The 16,733-nt window shown below is 62.7% G+C and carries 15 protein-coding genes; 11 read left to right on the top strand and 4 right to left on the bottom strand.

What is annotated here, in order from left to right:
• Positions 1 to 10 precede the first annotated feature (10 nt).
• Positions 11 to 793 (top strand): 4,5-DOPA dioxygenase extradiol, encoded by a 783-nt coding sequence (ygiD, locus tag ACF8MC_RS14540; protein ID WP_033654819.1) that lies wholly within the window; start codon positions 11 to 13, stop codon positions 791 to 793.
• A 47-nt stretch (positions 794 to 840) separates the two neighbouring features.
• Here the strand turns inward: ygiD and ACF8MC_RS14535 are convergent, their stop codons facing one another.
• Both ACF8MC_RS14535 and ACF8MC_RS14530 read right to left on the bottom strand, forming a co-directional pair.
• Positions 841 to 2,001 carry a glutathionylspermidine synthase family protein gene (locus ACF8MC_RS14535; protein ID WP_041036739.1) on the bottom strand — a complete coding sequence of 387 codons (1,161 nt, stop codon included), beginning with the start codon at positions 1,999 to 2,001 and terminating at the stop codon, positions 841 to 843.
• A gap of 3 nt (positions 2,002 to 2,004) precedes the next feature.
• Positions 2,005 to 2,667 carry a DUF1190 family protein gene (locus ACF8MC_RS14530; RefSeq protein ID WP_025304315.1) on the bottom strand — a complete coding sequence of 221 codons (663 nt, stop codon included), beginning with the start codon at positions 2,665 to 2,667 and terminating at the stop codon, positions 2,005 to 2,007.
• A gap of 352 nt (positions 2,668 to 3,019) precedes the next feature.
• On the opposite strand from ACF8MC_RS14530, the gene ACF8MC_RS14525 reads away from it, so the two are divergent.
• Genes ACF8MC_RS14525 through dhaM form a run of 4 tightly spaced genes read left to right on the top strand, consistent with a single transcriptional unit; the run spans position 3,020 to position 7,326 of the window.
• The gene (locus ACF8MC_RS14525) at positions 3,020 to 4,120 is read left to right on the top strand and encodes a glycerol dehydrogenase (RefSeq protein WP_041036736.1); all 1,101 of its coding nucleotides are present in this window, start codon (positions 3,020 to 3,022) and stop codon (positions 4,118 to 4,120) included.
• A 51-nt stretch (positions 4,121 to 4,171) separates the two neighbouring features.
• Positions 4,172 to 5,242 carry a dihydroxyacetone kinase subunit DhaK gene (dhaK, locus tag ACF8MC_RS14520; RefSeq protein WP_041036734.1) on the top strand — a complete coding sequence of 357 codons (1,071 nt, stop codon included), beginning with the start codon at positions 4,172 to 4,174 and terminating at the stop codon, positions 5,240 to 5,242.
• Positions 5,243 to 5,251: 9 nt separating this feature from the next.
• Positions 5,252 to 5,884, top strand: a complete 633-nt coding sequence (gene dhaL, locus ACF8MC_RS14515; protein ID WP_033636066.1) for a dihydroxyacetone kinase subunit DhaL — start codon at positions 5,252 to 5,254, stop codon at positions 5,882 to 5,884.
• A gap of 11 nt (positions 5,885 to 5,895) precedes the next feature.
• On the top strand, positions 5,896 to 7,326 hold the full coding sequence (dhaM, locus tag ACF8MC_RS14510; RefSeq protein WP_164105310.1) for a dihydroxyacetone kinase phosphoryl donor subunit DhaM: 1,431 nt from the start codon (positions 5,896 to 5,898) through the stop codon (positions 7,324 to 7,326).
• A 4-nt stretch (positions 7,327 to 7,330) separates the two neighbouring features.
• Here dhaM and dhaR read toward each other — a convergent pair whose 3' ends face one another.
• Both dhaR and hasF read right to left on the bottom strand, forming a co-directional pair.
• Positions 7,331 to 9,280, bottom strand: a complete 1,950-nt coding sequence (gene dhaR / locus ACF8MC_RS14505) for a dihydroxyacetone kinase operon transcriptional regulator DhaR (RefSeq protein WP_041036731.1) — start codon at positions 9,278 to 9,280, stop codon at positions 7,331 to 7,333.
• Between the two features lie 150 nt (positions 9,281 to 9,430).
• Complete coding sequence (gene hasF, locus ACF8MC_RS14500) at positions 9,431 to 10,948, bottom strand: multidrug efflux transporter outer membrane subunit HasF (protein ID WP_041036729.1); 1,518 nt, start codon at positions 10,946 to 10,948, stop codon at positions 9,431 to 9,433.
• Positions 10,949 to 11,295: 347 nt separating this feature from the next.
• Here hasF and nudF point away from each other — a divergent pair, with 347 nt between their 5' ends.
• The 6 genes from nudF (at position 11,296) to ACF8MC_RS14470 (ending at position 16,732) form a co-directional block, all read left to right on the top strand.
• Positions 11,296 to 11,928 (top strand): ADP-ribose diphosphatase, encoded by a 633-nt coding sequence (nudF, locus tag ACF8MC_RS14495; RefSeq protein ID WP_033649068.1) that lies wholly within the window; start codon positions 11,296 to 11,298, stop codon positions 11,926 to 11,928.
• Positions 11,928 to 12,353, top strand: a complete 426-nt coding sequence (locus ACF8MC_RS14490; RefSeq protein ID WP_004937244.1) for a DUF1249 family protein — start codon at positions 11,928 to 11,930, stop codon at positions 12,351 to 12,353. The genes nudF and ACF8MC_RS14490 overlap by 1 nt, the downstream gene beginning before the upstream one ends.
• A gap of 27 nt (positions 12,354 to 12,380) precedes the next feature.
• Positions 12,381 to 13,208, top strand: a complete 828-nt coding sequence (cpdA, locus tag ACF8MC_RS14485; protein WP_033636061.1) for a 3',5'-cyclic-AMP phosphodiesterase — start codon at positions 12,381 to 12,383, stop codon at positions 13,206 to 13,208.
• The gene (gene yqiA, locus ACF8MC_RS14480) at positions 13,208 to 13,792 is read left to right on the top strand and encodes an esterase YqiA (RefSeq protein WP_025304306.1); all 585 of its coding nucleotides are present in this window, start codon (positions 13,208 to 13,210) and stop codon (positions 13,790 to 13,792) included. The genes cpdA and yqiA overlap by 1 nt, the downstream gene beginning before the upstream one ends.
• A gap of 46 nt (positions 13,793 to 13,838) precedes the next feature.
• Positions 13,839 to 15,734 (top strand): DNA topoisomerase IV subunit B, encoded by a 1,896-nt coding sequence (parE, locus tag ACF8MC_RS14475; protein ID WP_164105309.1) that lies wholly within the window; start codon positions 13,839 to 13,841, stop codon positions 15,732 to 15,734.
• A gap of 83 nt (positions 15,735 to 15,817) precedes the next feature.
• A complete protein-coding gene (locus ACF8MC_RS14470) occupies positions 15,818 to 16,732 on the top strand; it encodes a LysR substrate-binding domain-containing protein (protein ID WP_164105308.1) in 915 nt (304 codons plus the stop codon).
• Position 16,733: the final 1 nt, after the last annotated feature.

The raw sequence follows: 16,733 nt of genomic DNA, 5'->3' as shown, positions 1-16,733 counted from the left end.
GGATCTCCCTATGAACACCTCTCGTATGCCGGCACTGTTTCTTGGCCACGGTAGCCCGATGAACGTGCTGGAAGACAACCGCTACACCCGGGCATGGCGTGCGTTGGGTGAGTCATTGCCGCGCCCGAAGGCGATCGTGGCGGTTTCCGCGCATTGGTATACCCGCGGCACCGCGGTCACCGCGATGGAAAAACCCAAAACCATTCACGACTTCGGCGGGTTCCCGCAGGCGCTGTTTGATACCCGTTATCCGGCGCCGGGCTCTCCCGCGCTGGCTGCGCAGCTGCAGCAAATGCTGGCGCCGGTGCCGGTGACGGCCGATCTCGGCGAGTGGGGGTTGGATCACGGAACCTGGGGCGTCTTGATCAAGATGTACCCCAATGCTGACATCCCGGTGGTGCAGCTCAGCGTCGACGGCACGCAGCCGGCGGCCTATCACTATGAGCTGGGGCGCAAACTGGCGGCGCTGCGCGATGAGGGCGTGATGATCGTCGCCAGCGGCAACGTGGTGCACAACCTGCGCATGGTGAAATGGCAGGGCGATACCAGCGCCTACCCGTGGGCGGAATCGTTCAATAACTTTGTCCGGGATAACCTGCGTTATCGGGGTGAAAACCATCCTCTGGTGGATTTCATGCGCCATGAGGGGGCGGCGCTGTCGAATCCGACGCCGGAACACTATCTGCCGTTGCTGTACGTGCTTGGCGGCTGGGATGGCAAAGAGGCCATCAGCGTGCCGATCGACGGTATCGAAATGGGAGCGCTGAGCATGCTGTCGGTGCAGGTGGGCTAAAGAAAAAACGCCAGTCAGAGACTGGCGTTTTGGTCTCGGCGGGGCTATCAGCCGAGGATGGTGTGCGGATAGAAGCGCGACAGATCCTGCGTGATCAGTTCGCGATCTTCGCGCAGGCCGATGCCGCAAGGTTGATCGTTCACCAGCCAACTGCCGATCAGCGTGTAGCTGTCTTCGAACTTCGGCAGCGGATGGAACTGCTGCACGATCATGCCTTCTTCACCGTACGGCCCATCGACGCGCGCCACTTCCTGACCGTTTTCGACGATCTGGATATTGGCGCCTTCGCGTGAGAACAGCGGCTTGGTGACGTAATGATCCATCGGCGGATGCTCGTCTTGCGCGAAATAAGCCGGCAACAGATTCGGGTGGTTCGGGAACATTTCCCACAGCAGCGGCAGCAGCGCTTTGTTGGAGATGATGCTCTTCCAGGCCGGCTCCAGCCAGCGCACGCCGGCGTCTTCGAGCTTGGTGGAGAACATCTCGCGCAGCATGAATTCCCACGGGTAGAGCTTGAACAGGTTGCCAATCACCTGATCCTGCAGATCGGTAAACTGGCCTTTTTCGCCGAGGCCAATCTCTTCCATGAACAGGAACTCGGTCGGCAGACCGGCTTCCTGCGCGCAGTCCTGCAGATATTGCACCGTGCCGCGATCTTCTTCGCTGTCCTGGCAGCACGCCAGGTGCAACAGGCCGAAGCCGTGATGCGCTTTCAGTTCGGCGAAACGCTCGATCAGCTTCTCCTGCAGGCTGTTGTACTGATCCGATTCCGGATCCAACTTGCCGGCGTTGGTCTGGTCTTCCAGCCACAGCCACTGGAAGAAGGCCGCCTCATACAGCGAGGTTGGCGTATCGGCGTTGTTCTCCAGCAGCTTCGGCGGGTTGACACCGTCGTAGGCCAGATCGAGACGCGAATACAGCGACGGCTGATTGGTGCGCCACGAACTGCGCACGAACTCCCAGGTGTGTTTCGGGATGCAGAACTTGGCCATCAGCTCGTCGCTGCCGACCACTTTTTCCACCACCTGCAGACACATCTGGTGCAGCTCGGCGGTGGCGCTTTCGATCTCTTCAATCTGCGCCAGCGTGAACTGGTAATAGGCGTCTTCACACCAGTACGGCTCGCCGTACATGGTGTGGAAACGGAAACCGAACTCGGTTGCTTTTTCACGCCAGTCCGGGCGCTCGGTAATAGCAATACGTTTCATGCATCAACCGCCCATGCTGCGGGAGCCGGAGTTGGAGGTGGCGCTGCTGCGCTGCATGCTGGTCTGCTTGGCTACGGTCTCGCCGAAGCCGCCGCGGGTCACGGTGTTGGTGACCGCAGGCTTCGGCGCCATGGCGGTTTTCGGCACCGTCATGGTGCGGCCGCCGGCGGTGGCCGGGCCGTAGCTCTTGCCGCTGGCGTCGACAAACTTGCCGTTCGCCGGGCTGGCGGCGTTCTTGGAGGTGAACAGCGGCTGCTGCGCGAAGCCGGAACCGCCCATCAGGCGACCCATCATGTAGCCCGCCATCAGCGGCATCCAGAAGCTGCCGCTGCTTTGCGATTCCGCCGCCATGCCGGCCTGCGCCGGCGCCTGGGTGCACTGCGCTTCGCCGAATTCGGCGACGCAGTCTTCGCGGGTGGCGTATTTCGGCGCGGTTTTCGCCGCTTCTTGCAGGGCGTTGTTGTAGGAGGTGGTGCACTGCTCGCTCATCGAAGGATTGGCGCGCGAACAGTCATCGGCATTCTGATACAGGGAGACCGTTTCATCGCTCTTCTCGCAGCCGGCCAGCATAAAGACGGCGCTGATCGCCAAAGCCACGGGCGCGACACGGTAGCTGCGCCAGGATTTGCGGAACGTCTCTTGGTTGATGTTTTTTGTCCGTTTCATCGTTATCAATCCCATCATGCGGGCTGTTTTCGCCCTTTCCCAGTAGTGGCGCTAAGGATAGGGGAAACATGGTCAAAATTAAAGCTGAAACGCCCGCAGAATCGACTCTTTACGCAGTTATACGTTGGGGTGTGCGCCAGTTCGCTTTCGCGGCGAAAAAACGCGCGTTGGCGTTTCATCATGAAACGTTGTCGCTATGATGATGTTCCATAATGGAACAAAATCGCGAGGCTCGCCAGGCGGGCGGCGGGCGCTCATAGTCGAAGCACAACAACAAGCCGGCGGCGAAGTCGGCGCGTCATCACCTGATATCTGAACGTTACCATCGCCAACTCCCTACAAGGATCCGGTTATGTTGAGAATCATCCAGTCACCAGGCAAATATATTCAGGGCGCCAATGCGCTGGCCGCCGTCGGCGAATACGCCAAATCCCTCGCCGATCATTACCTGATGATCGCCGACGACTTCGTGATGCAGCTGGCGGGCGACACCCTAATGGGCAGCCTGCAGCAGCACGGCGTGAAACATCATGCGGCCCGCTTCAACGGCGAATGCTGCCGCAAGGAGATAGACCGGCTCGGCCATGAGCTCCAGGCTCACGGCTGCCGCGGGGTGATCGGCGTCGGCGGCGGCAAGACGCTCGACACCGCCAAGGCCGTGGCGCACTACCAACAGCTGCCGGTGGTGCTCATTCCCACCATCGCCTCCACCGATGCGCCGACCAGCGCGCTGTCGGTTCTCTACACCGAACAGGGCGAATTCGCCGAATACCTGATTTACCCGCGCAACCCGGACATGGTGGTGATGGACAGCGCCATCATCGCCAAGGCGCCGGTGCGCCTGCTGGTGGCCGGCATGGGCGACGCGCTCTCCACCTATTTCGAAGCCCAGGCCTGCTTCGACGCCCAGGCCACCAGCATGGCCGGCGGCAAATCGACGCTGGCGGCGCTCAGTTTGGCGCGGCTGTGCTATGACACGCTGCTGGCGGAAGGGGTGAAAGCCAAACTGGCGGTCGAGGCCGGCGTGGTGACGGAAGCGGTGGAACGCATCATTGAGGCCAATACCTATCTGAGCGGCATCGGCTTCGAGAGCAGTGGGCTGGCGGCGGCGCACGCCATTCACAACGGTTTTACCGTGCTCGAAGAGTGCCACCACCTGTATCACGGTGAGAAAGTGGCGTTCGGCACTCTGGCGCAGCTGGTACTGCAGAACAGCCCGATGGCGCAGATTGAAACCGTGCTGGCGTTTTGTCATGGCATCGGCCTGCCGATCTCGCTGGCGCAGATGGGCGTCACCGGCGATGAGGCGGCGAAGATGATGGCGGTGGCCGAAGCCAGCTGCGCCGCCGGCGAAACCATTCACAACATGCCGTTCAAGGTTACTCCCGCGGGCGTGCAGGCGGCGATCCTGACGGCGGATCGGCTGGGCGCCGCCTGGCTGCAGCGTCATTGATATCGTTGGGGCGCGGTGCGCCGCGCCCCTGTTCTTACAGAGGAAACCATCGTGAAAAAACTGATTAATCAGGTCGAGTCGGTGTTGGAAGAGCAGTTGCAGGGGCTGGCGGAGGCCCATCCCGAGCTGCTGGTGCACGCGGATCCGCTGTTCGTGACCCGCGCCGACGCGCCGGTGGCGGGCAAGGTGGCGATCCTGTCCGGCGGCGGCAGCGGCCACGAGCCGATGCACTGCGGTTTCGTCGGCGAAGGGATGCTCGACGGCGCCTGTCCGGGCGAGATTTTCACCTCGCCGACGCCGGATAAAATGTACGAGTGCGGCCAGGCGATCGACGGCGGCGCCGGGGTGCTGATGCTGATCAAGAACTACACCGGCGACGTGCTCAACTTCGAAACCGCCACCGAGCTGCTGCACGACAGCGGCGTCGCGGTGGCGACGGTGCTGGTGGATGACGACGTGGCGGTCAAAGACAGCCTGTTTACCGCCGGGCGGCGCGGGGTGGCCAACACCGTGCTGATGGAGAAACTGCTGGGCGCCGCCGCGGCGCGCGGCGACGATCTGGACAGCGTGGTGACGTTAGGGCATCGCATCAATAACCACGGGCATTCGATCGGCATCGCGCTGGGCGCTTGCACCGTGCCGGCCGCCGGCAAGCCGTCGTTTACCCTGGCGGAGAACGAAATGGAGTTCGGCGTCGGCATTCACGGCGAGCCGGGCATTGCGCGCCGCCCGTTCACCACGCTGAACGCGGCGGTGGACGACATGTTCCATACGCTGATCGACCACGGCCACTATCAGCGCACGATCCGCGTCTGGGATCGTCAGCAGGGCGAGTGGCGCGACGAGATGCAGACCAAGCAGCCGTTGACGCGCGGCGATCGAGCGATCGCGCTGGTCAACAACCTGGGCGCCACGCCGCTGTCTGAGCTGTACGGCGTATACCATCGGCTGGCGGAGCGCTGCGCCGAGGCGGGCATCATCATTGAGCGCAATCTGGTGGGCTCTTACTGCACTTCGCTCGATATGCAGGGCGTGTCCATCACGCTGTTGAACGTGGACGACGAGCTGTTGTCCTTGTGGGATGCGCCGGTGAAAACGCCTGCGCTGCGTTGGGGTTGCTGAGGAGGAATCATGGCGTTGACCAAACAACAGGTTGTCGATTGGCTGATGCGTTGCGGCGAGGTGTTCAGCCGGGAGCGCGATTTTCTGACCCGGCTCGACACCGAGATCGGCGATGCCGACCACGGTTTGAACATGAATCGCGGTTTCAACAAGGTGGTGGAAAAGCTGCCGTCGGTGGCGGACAAGGACATCGGCTTCATCCTGAAAAACACCGGCATGACGCTGCTGTCGAGCGTGGGCGGCGCCAGCGGCCCGCTGTTCGGCACCTTCTTCATCCGCGCGGCGCAGGCGGCGAACGCCAAGCAAAGCCTGGATCTGGCGGAGCTGCATCAAATGATGCAAGAGGGGGTTGAAGGCGTGGTGATGCGCGGTAAGGCGGAGCCGGGCGACAAGACCATGTGCGACGTCTGGTGGCCGGTAGTGGAAAGCCTCGGGCAGTCCGCGCAGCAGAACCTGAGCGTGGCGGAGGCGTTGCAGCGCGCCGCCGACAGCGCCGAGCGGGCGGTGGAGAGCACCATTACCATGCAGGCGCGCAAGGGGCGGGCCAGTTACCTGGGCGAGCGCAGCATCGGCCACCAGGATCCCGGTGCCACTTCGGTGATGTTGATGATGAAAACGCTGGCCGAGGTCGCCGGCAGCTAGCAGGAGGCGAGATGATTAATATCGTGGTGGTTTCGCACAGCGCGTTGTTGGCGCGCGGCGTTGAGCAACTGGCGCGGCAGATGATGCGCGGCGACGGCTGCAAACTGGCGCTGGCGGCGGGCGTGGATGACGAGCAGCACCCGATCGGCACGGACGCCGTCAAAGTGATGGAGGCGATCGAAGCGGTCGCCGACGGCGACGGCGTTCTGGTGCTGATGGATCTGGGCAGCGCGCTGCTCAGCGCCGAAACCGCGCTCGATCTGCTGGACCCGGACGTGGCTGTCAAAGTGCGGCTGTGTGCGGCGCCGCTGGTCGAAGGCACGCTGGCGGCGGTGGTGGCCGCCAACTCCGGTGCCTCGCTGGAGCAGGTGGTGGCGGAGGCGCAGGGCGCGCTGCAGGCCAAACAGGCGCAGCTGGGCGAAGGCTCGCCGGCCGCAAAAAGCGCGGCCTTGCCGCTGGCGCAGGGCAAAAGCGCAACCTGGACGGTGCAGAACCCGCACGGGCTGCACGCGCGCCCGGCGGCGCGGCTGGTCGAGACGCTGGCGCCGTTCAAGGCCGAGCTGGTGCTGGAAAAGCAGGGGCAGTGCGTCGATCCGCGCAGCCTCAATCAGCTGGCGCTGCTGCAGGTGCGCCACGGCGATACTATTCGCCTGATCGCCGACGGCGCGCAGGCGGACGAAGCGCTGGCGGCGTTTAAAGCGCTGGCGGAACAGCATTTCGGCGAGACGGTTTCCGAGCGGCAGCAGCCTTCGCTGCATGGCATTCCGGTGGCGGAAAGCGTCACCAGCGGGCCGGTGTTCCAGGCCCACAGCTTCTGGCCGCCAACCGTCGATCGACGAATCGGCGCGGACGAGGTGTTGGGCGAACAGCAACGCCTGCGTGAGGCGCTGCAGCGCACGCTGAGCGATCTGAACCGGCTGGCAGAGCGCACCGGCACGCTGATCGGCAAGCCGCAGGCGGCGATCTTCGGCGCCCACAGCATGCTGCTGGACGATCCGGATCTGCAGCAGGCGGCGTACACCCGCATCGCGCAGCAGTTGTGCAACGCCGAGCAGGCCTGGCGACAGGTGCTGGAGGCGATCGCCGAAGAGTACCGCGAGCTGGATGACGACTATATGCGGGCGCGCGAACTGGACGTGCGCGACATGCTGCGCCGCACGCTGTGCCATCTGCAGGGGCTGCCGTTACCGACGATTGCGCTGGCAGAGCCGTCGATACTGGTGATGGACGAACTGATGCCTTCGGAGGTGGTGATGCTCGACAGGCGGCTGGTGCTCGGCATCTGCCTGAGCGGCGGCAATGCCCTGTCGCACAGCGCCATTCTGGCGAAGGCGATGGGCATGCCGATGGTGGTCGGCATGCAGGATTGCCTGAGCAAAACCCGCAGCGGGCAGAAGGCGATGCTGGACGCCGCGCGCGGGGTACTGCAGCTCAGCCACTAGGCGTTCAGGCGCGCAGCTTGAACTGGCGGATGTCGATCCCGTGCTGTTTGATCTTCCGCCACAGGGTGGTGCGGCCGATGCCCAGCAGCTGCGCCATTTCCGTCAGCTGGCCGCGGCTGACGGTCGCCGCGCGCAGGATCGCCTGGCGCTCCATGTCCGTCAGCGTCAGCAGCGGCGCGCCGGGCTGCGGATCGCTTTCCAGCAGCGACGGCTGGCCGAGCAGGTGCGCCGGCAGATCCGCCAATTGGATGTGGTGGCCGTGGCAGATCATTGCCGCGCGCTCCACCACCCCTTTCAGTTCCAAATCGTTGCCCGGCCACAGGTAGAGCGCCAGCTGGGCCATCACTTCGTCATCCACCCGAAAGCGACACTGAAAATGCTGCTCCAGCGTGCGCAGATGGTGTTTGACCAGCAGCGGAATATCGCTCAGCCGCTGGCGCAGCGGCGGGATCTGGATCTCGAACGCCTGCAGGCTGTAAAACAGCTGGCGGCGGAAGCGGTTTTGCTGCACCAGCAGCGGCAGATCGGCGGCGCTGCCGGCGATGACTCGGACATCGACCGGGATCACCCGGCTGGAATTGAGGCGGATCACCACGCCGGTTTTCAGCACCTGCAGCAACGCCGACTGCATCTCCGCCGGCAGGTATTCGATCTGTTCGAGGTACAGCGTGCCGCCGTTGGCCAATTCGAATTTACTCAGCTGGCCCGCCTCTTCTTCGTTGGCGTCGCTGCCCAGCAGTTCACGCAGCCCCTGCGCCTGCGGCAGCAGCTGGCAGTTGAGGGCGATATACGGCCCGGCGGCGCGTTCGCCGGCGTTGTGGATAGCCTGGCTGAGCCGCTCTTTGCCAACCCCTTCCTCCCCGCGCAGCAGGATTGGATGCTGGCCCTTGGCCGCCTGCTGCCCGTAACGGATCAGCCGCCGCATCTCCAGCGAGGCGGAGGGCATTTGCTCGAAGCTGTGGCTGACGCGCCCCAACTGGCTGCTGACATACTGGCGTAGCCGCTCGAGCGGGTGCAGCAGGGCGATGAAACTGCAGCGATCGCCGTCGAAAATCGGCTTTAGCGTCAGCAGGGCGGCGATAAACTGCCGCTGGCTTTCGAAGGTGACTTCGACGTGTTGCAGCGGCTGCCGGTCGGCGATAGCGCGCTTGAGCAGGGCGGGCAGCGTCAGCAGCTGCGCCAGCGGTTTGCCCTGGCTCTGCTGCTCGTCCAGCTTCAGCAGGGCGGCGGCGCGCTGGTTGATGTATTGCAGATAGCCGCGGTGATCCCAGGCCATCACGCCGTCGTCCACGCCGTCCAGCAGGCCGTAAAGCTGATTCAGATGGCGGTTGGATTCCGCCAGCAGGCCGTCGGCGTTCAGCGAGTTGCCGATTTCGCGGGCGATGGCCAGCGTCAGCGACAGATCGCCGGCGGCGCAGTCGGCCAACAGACAGCCCAGCGCGATCGAACCGCGCTGGCGGCCGCTGTTGTCGTAGACCGGCGTAGCGCAGAACGACCAGCCGTGCAGCGCCCGGCGCACGTGCTCCCCGCCGCTCACCCGCACCGGGTGGCCTTCCGTTGCTGCCAGCGTCGGGGCGTTGGTGCCGATCTGCCCTTCGGCCCAGTAAGCGCCGGGGGCGAACCCCAGTTGCTGTAAATGTTCCCAGGTTTGGGCGTCGCCGCAGCGCCACAGCATGCAGCCGCTCTCGTCGAGGATCATCAACAGACAACGACGCGGCTCCATGTACTCGCAGGCGTCTTCCAGCGCCGCCTGGCCGAGCGTCAGCAGATCGTTCTTGCGGCGGCAAATCGATTCGAAGGTGGCGCCCTGAGCGCGGTGCGGTGCTTGCCAGACGTCGGGCTGCATCAGGCTGCGGCAGCGCAGCCAGGAGGCGTAAACCGCCTGTGCCGGGCGCAGCGGCGGCGGCAGTTCGCCGTCGTTAATCAGCCGTTGCCAGCGTGAATCGTTGTCCATCGAACCTCATCCAGACTGCGAAAACGAGAGTGACGATGATACCACCTGACGTGGCGGCGGCTGTGAGACGGCGGGCAGAAGTGGTGAAATCGAGGCAAAAAAAACGGGGCGCGGCGCAGGCCGAACCCCGTGTTTATCAATGTGCGCGCATCAGTTGCGGAATGGGTTGCCGCTGTTGCGAGCCGGTTGGCTGGTGGCCACGGCCGGCGCGGATGCGCGAGTGGCCGCCGGTACCGGCGCCGCGGTTTGCTGCATCGGCGCATTGTCCTGATAGCCGTCTGCATAGGCGTCCTGCGCGCGATTCTGCGGCGCCACGGCGTCAGGTGCGGTCGACACCGGTTTGCCCAACGCGCCGTTCAGCAGCAGCAAATCGTTCTGGTTCAGCGTGCCGAGCGCCGACTTGATGTTCAACTGGTTGATCAGATAGGTATAACGCGCGTCGGACAGCTGACGTTTGGCGTTATACAGCGTGGTGGTGGCGTCCAGCACGTCGACGATGGTGCGGGTACCGACCTGATAACCGGCTTCCATCGCGTCCAGGGAGCTTTGCGCGGAGATCACCGCCTGTTTGTAGGCGTTGATGCTGCTGATCGAGGCGTTAACGTTGTTGAACGACGAACGCACGGTCTGCACCACGCTGCGGTGTGAGCTTTCCAACTGCTCGCTGGCGCCGACGAAGCCGTACTGCGCTTGTTTGACCTGCGAGTTGGTCGCGCCGCCGCTGTACAGCGGCAGGTTGAAGCTGATGCCGACCTTATTTTGGCCCGCATCGGAGTCGCTGTAGCGTGCGGCATTCGCGCCGCCGGTGTTGGAGCCGTTGTATTTGGTATTGCTGATGCCGGTTGATGCGCTGACGTCAATCGTCGGCATATAGCCGGTTTGGGCTGCGCGGATTTGCTCGCGCGCCAGGTCCTGGCTCAGACGGGCGGACAGCAGGCTCAGGTTGCGCGCTTCCGCTTCTTTCAGCAGGTTGTTCACCGCTTCCGGGCGCTGGGTACTGAAGCGATCGGTATTCAACGAGGCCAGCTCCGGGTAGAAGGCCCCGGTCACCTGGCGCAGCGTTTCCAGCGCGTTATCCAGATCGTTGCGGGCGGAGACTTCCGCCGCCAGCACGGTGTCATAGTTCGAGCGGGCGTTCTGCACGTCGGTGATCGCCACCAGGCCCACGTTGAAGCGCTGGGTGGTTTGATCCAGCGTGCGGTATACCGCATCTTTCTGCGCCTGGGTGTAGGACAGCGTGTCGATCGCCTTCAGCACGTTGAAGTAGGCGGTGGCGGTGTTGAGAATCAGCTGCTGCTCAGCGGTCTGGAAGGTGACGTCGGAGATGCCGGCGGTCTTTTCCTGCAGCGTCAGCTGGCGCCATTTCGACATGTCGAAAATAGTTTGCGTCAGCGCCAACGAACCGCTGGTCACGTTGCTGTTAACGCCATTGCTGTCACGATAACCGTTGGTGTAATCGTAACCTGCGGTTAAACCGAGCTGCGGCAGCAACGGGCTGCGCGCTTCATTGATCTTTTCGAATGCGGCGTCGCGGTCAGCAGCACTTTTGCGCAGATCCGGGTTACTTTCCCTGGCCTGTTTGTAGACCTGCAGCAGGTTCTCTGCCTGGCTCATTGCACTGAAGCCGCCCAGGCTCAGTCCGATAAGAAGGGGGAGCAGTTTCTTCATTTGCATTCCTTGTTGTGCAGCAATATTGCTATGTTAGCGCTGACGATAGACGAAATAGTTGCCGATTCTAGCAGAGTCTGGGGTACGCATCAGGTGGCTGAATGTGCCATCTCACGTAACTTTTACCTTTCAGACCGCCCATTTACCTTGGCGTACTGCCCGGGTCGACTGCAGCTGATATTATGGCTGACAATCCGGATTGTTTCCCGCTATTACCTGCGAGCGCACAAACGTGCCGCATCCGGCGGCGGAAAACAGCCTAACATAAAGCCGCGGCGGAGAGTCCCGCTGTTTCTGTCATCAAAACCGATTATTTTATCGGCATACTCAAGCAGGAGAATTCGCGCATGAACCGTTCGCAGCCGTCGCCCGTTACTTTCGAGAAAAAAGATGTAGAAATTATTGCACGCGAGACGCTGTACCGTGGTTTTTTTTCACTCAATTTATACCGGTTTCGCCATCGGTTGTTCAATGGCGAAATGAGCCCTGAAATCACGCGTGAAATTTTCGAACGCGGCCATGCGGCGGTGCTGCTGCCCTACGATCCGGTGCGCGACGAGGTTGTGCTGATTGAACAACTGCGCATCGCCGCGGTCGATACCAGCCATTCGCCCTGGCTGCTGGAAATGGTGGCGGGTATGATCGAGACCGGCGAAAGCGTCGAGGACGTGTGCCGCCGCGAAGCGCAGGAGGAGGCCGGCGTGGTGGTCGGGCGCTGCAAGCCGGTGCTGAGCTACCTGGCCAGCCCCGGCGGCACCAGCGAACGTTTGTCGATCATGGTCGGCGAGGTGGACGCCGGCACCGCCGAGGGCATCCACGGCCTGGCGGAAGAACATGAAGATATCCGCGTCCACGTGGTCAGCCGCGAGCAGGCTTACCGCTGGGTTGAGGAGGGCGCGATCGATAACGCCGCATCAGTGATTGCATTGCAATGGCTGGCGTTGCACCATGAATCGTTGAGAAAAGAGTGGGCCAACTAATGAAACAGCGCTATACCCCTGATTTCCCCGAAATGATGAGATTGTGCGAAACCAACTTCGCGCAATTGCGCCGCTTGCTGCCGCGCAACGACGAAGCGGGCGAAACGGTGACTTATCAGGTGAACGGCGCCGGCTATCGTTTGACCATCGTTGAGTCCACGCGTTACACGTCGCTGGTGGAGATCGAGCAGATCTTTCCGGCGGTCAGCTACTGGAGCCTGCCCGCGATGACGGTGCGGCTGTACCATGACGCCATGGTTGCGGAAGTGTGTTCCAGTCAGCAGATCTATCGCTTTAAAGCGCGTTATGATTATCCTAATAAAAAGTTGCATCAACGCGACGAAAAGCATCAAATTAACCAGTTTCTTGCTGATTGGCTGCGCTACTGTTTGGCGCATGGAGCGATGGCGGTTCCGGTTTGTTAGACAGACTGAAATAACAAAGGACACCATTTGGAAAGCCTGTTTAAACTGCCCGTGGCGAGTGGGGCCGCGGTCAGGATTCTACAAATAACAGATACCCACCTTTTTGCCGGCGAACACGAGACGTTGCTCGGCATCAATACCTATCGCAGCTATCACGCGGTGCTGGACGCCATCCAGGCGCAGCGCCGCGACGTCGATTTGATCGTCGCCACGGGAGATTTGGCGCAGGATCATTCGCAAGAGGCCTACCGCCACTTCGCCGCCGGCATCGCGCAATTGCCGGCTCCCTGCGTGTGGCTGCCGGGCAACCATGATTTTCAACCGGCGATGGTCGATGCGTTGGCCGCCGCCGGCATCGCGCCTTCCAAACAGGTGCTGCTGGGCGACAGCTGGCAGGTGCTGATGCTGGACAGCCAGGTGTTCGGCGTGCCGCACGGCGAATTGAGCGAATACCAGCTGGAGTGGATGGAGCGCTGCCTGCAGGCTCACCCCGAGCGCTATACGCTGTTGCTGCTGCACCATCATCCGCTGCCGTCCGGCTGCACCTGGCTCGATCAGCACAGCCTGCGCAACCCGCATATGCTGGGCGCGATCCTGCTGCGTTATCCGAAAGTGAATACCGTGGTGTGCGGGCACATTCACCAGGATCTGGATCTGGAATGGCAGGGCCGACGCCTGTTGGCGACGCCGTCCACCTGCGTGCAATTCAAGCCGCACTGCACGAACTTCACCATTGACGACGTCTCCCCCGGCTGGCGCTACCTCGATCTGCTGCCGGACGGCCGCGTCGAGACGCAGGTGTTCCGCCTGGAAAACGACGATTTCCGCCCCGATATGGACTCGGATGGATACTGATGCCTTCGACACTGCTCTACCTGCACGGTTTCAACAGTTCGCCGCAGTCGGCCAAGGCGGTGGCCTTCAAGGCCTGGCTGGCCGAGCACCATCCCGATATCGAGATGCTGGTGCCGCAGCTGCCGGCCTTTCCGGCGGAGGCCGCCGAAATGCTGGAGAATATGGTGCTGGAGCGCGCCGGCCAAACGCTCGGGCTGGTCGGTTCATCGCTGGGCGGCTATTACGCCACCTGGCTGTCGCAGTGTTTTTCGCTGCCGGCGGTGGTGGTCAACCCGGCGGTCAAGCCGTTTGAGCTGCTGGTCGACTATCTCGGCGCCAACGAGAACCCCTACACCGGCCAGCAATATGTGTTAGAGTCTCGGCACGTTTACGATCTGAAAGTGATGCAGATCGATCCCTTGGAGTCGCCGGATTTAATCTGGCTGCTGCAGCAAACGGGCGATGAAATTCTCGATTACGGCCAGGCCGTGGCGTATTACACCGCGTGTCGGCAAACGGTGGAGTCGGGTGGAAACCACGCCTTCGTCGGTTTCGAGCACTACTTCCCCCAGATTGTGGATTTTTTAGGGCTAAACGCGGTCTGACGGACCGTTCCGGCACCTCCCTTTAACCACGAAAAAATAATCAACGATGACTCAATCCAGCTATAACGCTGATGCCATTGAAGTACTCAGCGGTCTAGAACCAGTGCGCCGTCGTCCCGGCATGTATACCGACACGACGCGCCCAAACCACCTCGGCCAAGAGGTGATCGATAACAGCGTCGACGAAGCGTTGGCCGGTCACGCCAAGCGCATCGACGTGATTTTGCACGCCGATCAGTCGCTGGAAGTGATCGACGACGGCCGCGGCATGCCGGTGGACATCCACCCGGAAGAGGGCGTGCCGGCGGTTGAGTTGATCCTGTGCCGGCTGCACGCCGGCGGTAAATTCTCGAATAAAAACTACCAGTTCTCCGGCGGCCTGCACGGCGTGGGGATCTCGGTGGTCAACGCCCTGTCGAAGCGGGTGGAAGTCAACGTGCGCCGCGACGGCAACGTCTACGGCATCGCCTTCGAAAACGGCGACAAGGTGCAAGATCTGACGGTGACCGGCACCTGCGGCAAACGCAACACCGGCACCAGCGTGCACTTCTGGCCGGACGAGCAGTTCTTCGACAGCCCGCGCTTCTCGGTATCGCGCCTGACTCACCTGCTGAAAGCCAAAGCGGTGCTGTGCCCCGGCGTCGAGATCTATTTCATCGACAAGGTGAACAACACCGAACAGCGCTGGTGCTATCAGGACGGCCTCACCGACTACCTGATGGAAGCGGTCAACGGCCTGATTACCCTGCCGGAAGCGCCGTTCGTCGGCAATTTCGCCGGGGACACCGAAGCGGTGGACTGGGCGCTGCTGTGGCTGCCGGAAGGCGGCGAGCTGCTGACCGAAAGCTACGTCAACCTGATCCCGACCATGCAGGGCGGCACCCACGTCAACGGCCTGCGTCAGGGGCTGCTGGACGCGATGCGAGAGTTCTGCGAATTCCGCAACATTCTGCCGCGCGGCGTGAAGCTGTCGGCGGAGGATATCTGGGATCGCTGCGCCTACGTGCTGTCGGTGAAGATGCAGGATCCGCAGTTCGCCGGGCAGACCAAAGAGCGTCTCTCCTCGCGCCAGTGCGCGGCCTTCGTTTCCGGCGTGGTGAAAGACGCCTTCAGCCTGTGGCTGAACCAGAACGTTCAGGCGGCGGAACAGCTGGCCGAGCTGGCGATCTCCAGCGCCCAGCGCCGCCTGCGCGCCGCCAAGAAAGTGGTGCGCAAAAAGCTGACCAGCGGGCCGGCGCTGCCGGGCAAGCTGGCGGACTGCACCTCGCAGGATCTGGCCATGACCGAACTGTTCCTGGTGGAAGGGGACTCGGCGGGCGGATCGGCCAAGCAGGCGCGCGATCGCGAATATCAGGCGATCATGCCGCTCAAGGGCAAGATCCTGAACACCTGGGAAGTGTCTTCGGACGAAGTGCTGGCCTCGCAGGACGTGCACGACATTTCCGTGGCGATCGGCATCGATCCGGACAGCGAAGATCTCAGCCAGCTGCGCTACGGCAAAATCTGCATCCTGGCGGATGCGGACTCCGACGGCCTGCACATCGCCACGCTGCTGTGCGCGCTGTTCGTGCGCCACTTCCGCTCGCTGGTGAAAGGCGGCCACGTCTATGTCGCCATGCCACCGCTGTACCGTATCGATCTCGGTAAAGAGGTGTTCTACGCGCTGGATGAAGAAGAGAAAGCCGGCGTGCTGGAACAGCTGAAGCGCAAGAAGGGCAAGCCGAACGTACAGCGCTTTAAAGGGCTGGGCGAGATGAACCCGCTGCAGCTGCGCGAAACCACCCTCGATCCGAACACCCGCCGTCTGGTGCAACTGACGGTGGCAGAGGATGACGTCGATCAGACGCTGGCGGTGATGGACATGCTGTTGGCCAAGAAGCGTTCGGAAGATCGCCGCAACTGGCTGCAAGACAAGGGCGACATGGCCGAATTGGCGGTCTGAGCCTGACCCTGGCCCGGTGAAACGCCGGGCCTGCTTTCCCGCAGGGCGTTGCATGCGGCGCCCGTCAACCTGGGGCGAACCGCGTGAAGATCACCCTCGAAGAGCTGCTGGCGTTCACTGCGGTGGTCGACAGCGGTTCGGTCACCGCCGCCGCCGATCGGCTCGGCCAAACCACCTCCGGCGTCAGCCGCGCACTCAGCCGCCTGGAAACGAAACTCGACGCTACGCTCTTGCGCCGCACCACGCGTCGCCTGAGCCTGACCGAAGAAGGGCAGAGCTTCCTGGCGCCTGCGCGCGAAATACTGCGTTCGGTGGATCAGGCCGAAGAACTGATGGCGCTGCGGCGCCAGCTGCCCGCCGGTCGGCTGCGGGTCAACGCCGCCGCCCCTTTCATGGCGCACGTGCTGGTGCCGATGGTGGCGGAGTTCCGCCGCCGTTATCCGCAGATTGAGCTGGAGTTGGACACCGACGATCGCAATATCGACCTGTTGGAGAAACGCGCCGATATCGCGATCCGCATCGGCGCGCTGCGTGACTCCACGCTTCATGCGCGCCTGCTGGGGCACAGCCGGTTGCGCATCCTCGCCAGCCCGGATTACCTGCAACGGCATGGCGAACCGCGCGGCGTGGAAGATCTGCACCGCCATTGCCTGTTGGGATTCACCTACCCAGAATCGCTGAACCAGTGGCCGCTGCGTTACCGGCAGGCGCGGCATTTCGCCATCGAACCGACGATCTCGGCCTCCAGCGGGGAGACGCTGCGTGAGTTGGCGCTGCGCGGAGCGGGCATTGTCCAACTGGCGGACTTCATGACGCGACGCGATCGGGAAGCGGGCCGGCTGGTGTCGCTGTTGGTGCGGGAGACGCTGGACGAGCGTCAGCCGATCAACGCGGTGTATTACCACGACGCCCAGCTGGCGGCGCGCCTCACCTGTTTTCTCGACTACGTCAGCGCCCGCCTTGAGGGAGAGACGCCAGAGGCCGCAGAGGGCCTCTGAA

It is taken from the genome of Serratia sp. LACPHL-BACT-2024-00286, assembly GCF_043109535.1.
Taxonomy (GTDB): domain Bacteria; phylum Pseudomonadota; class Gammaproteobacteria; order Enterobacterales; family Enterobacteriaceae; genus Serratia; species Serratia sarumanii.
Note: the sequence above shows the minus strand (reverse complement) of the source record. Positions and strands in the feature narration are given on the sequence as shown.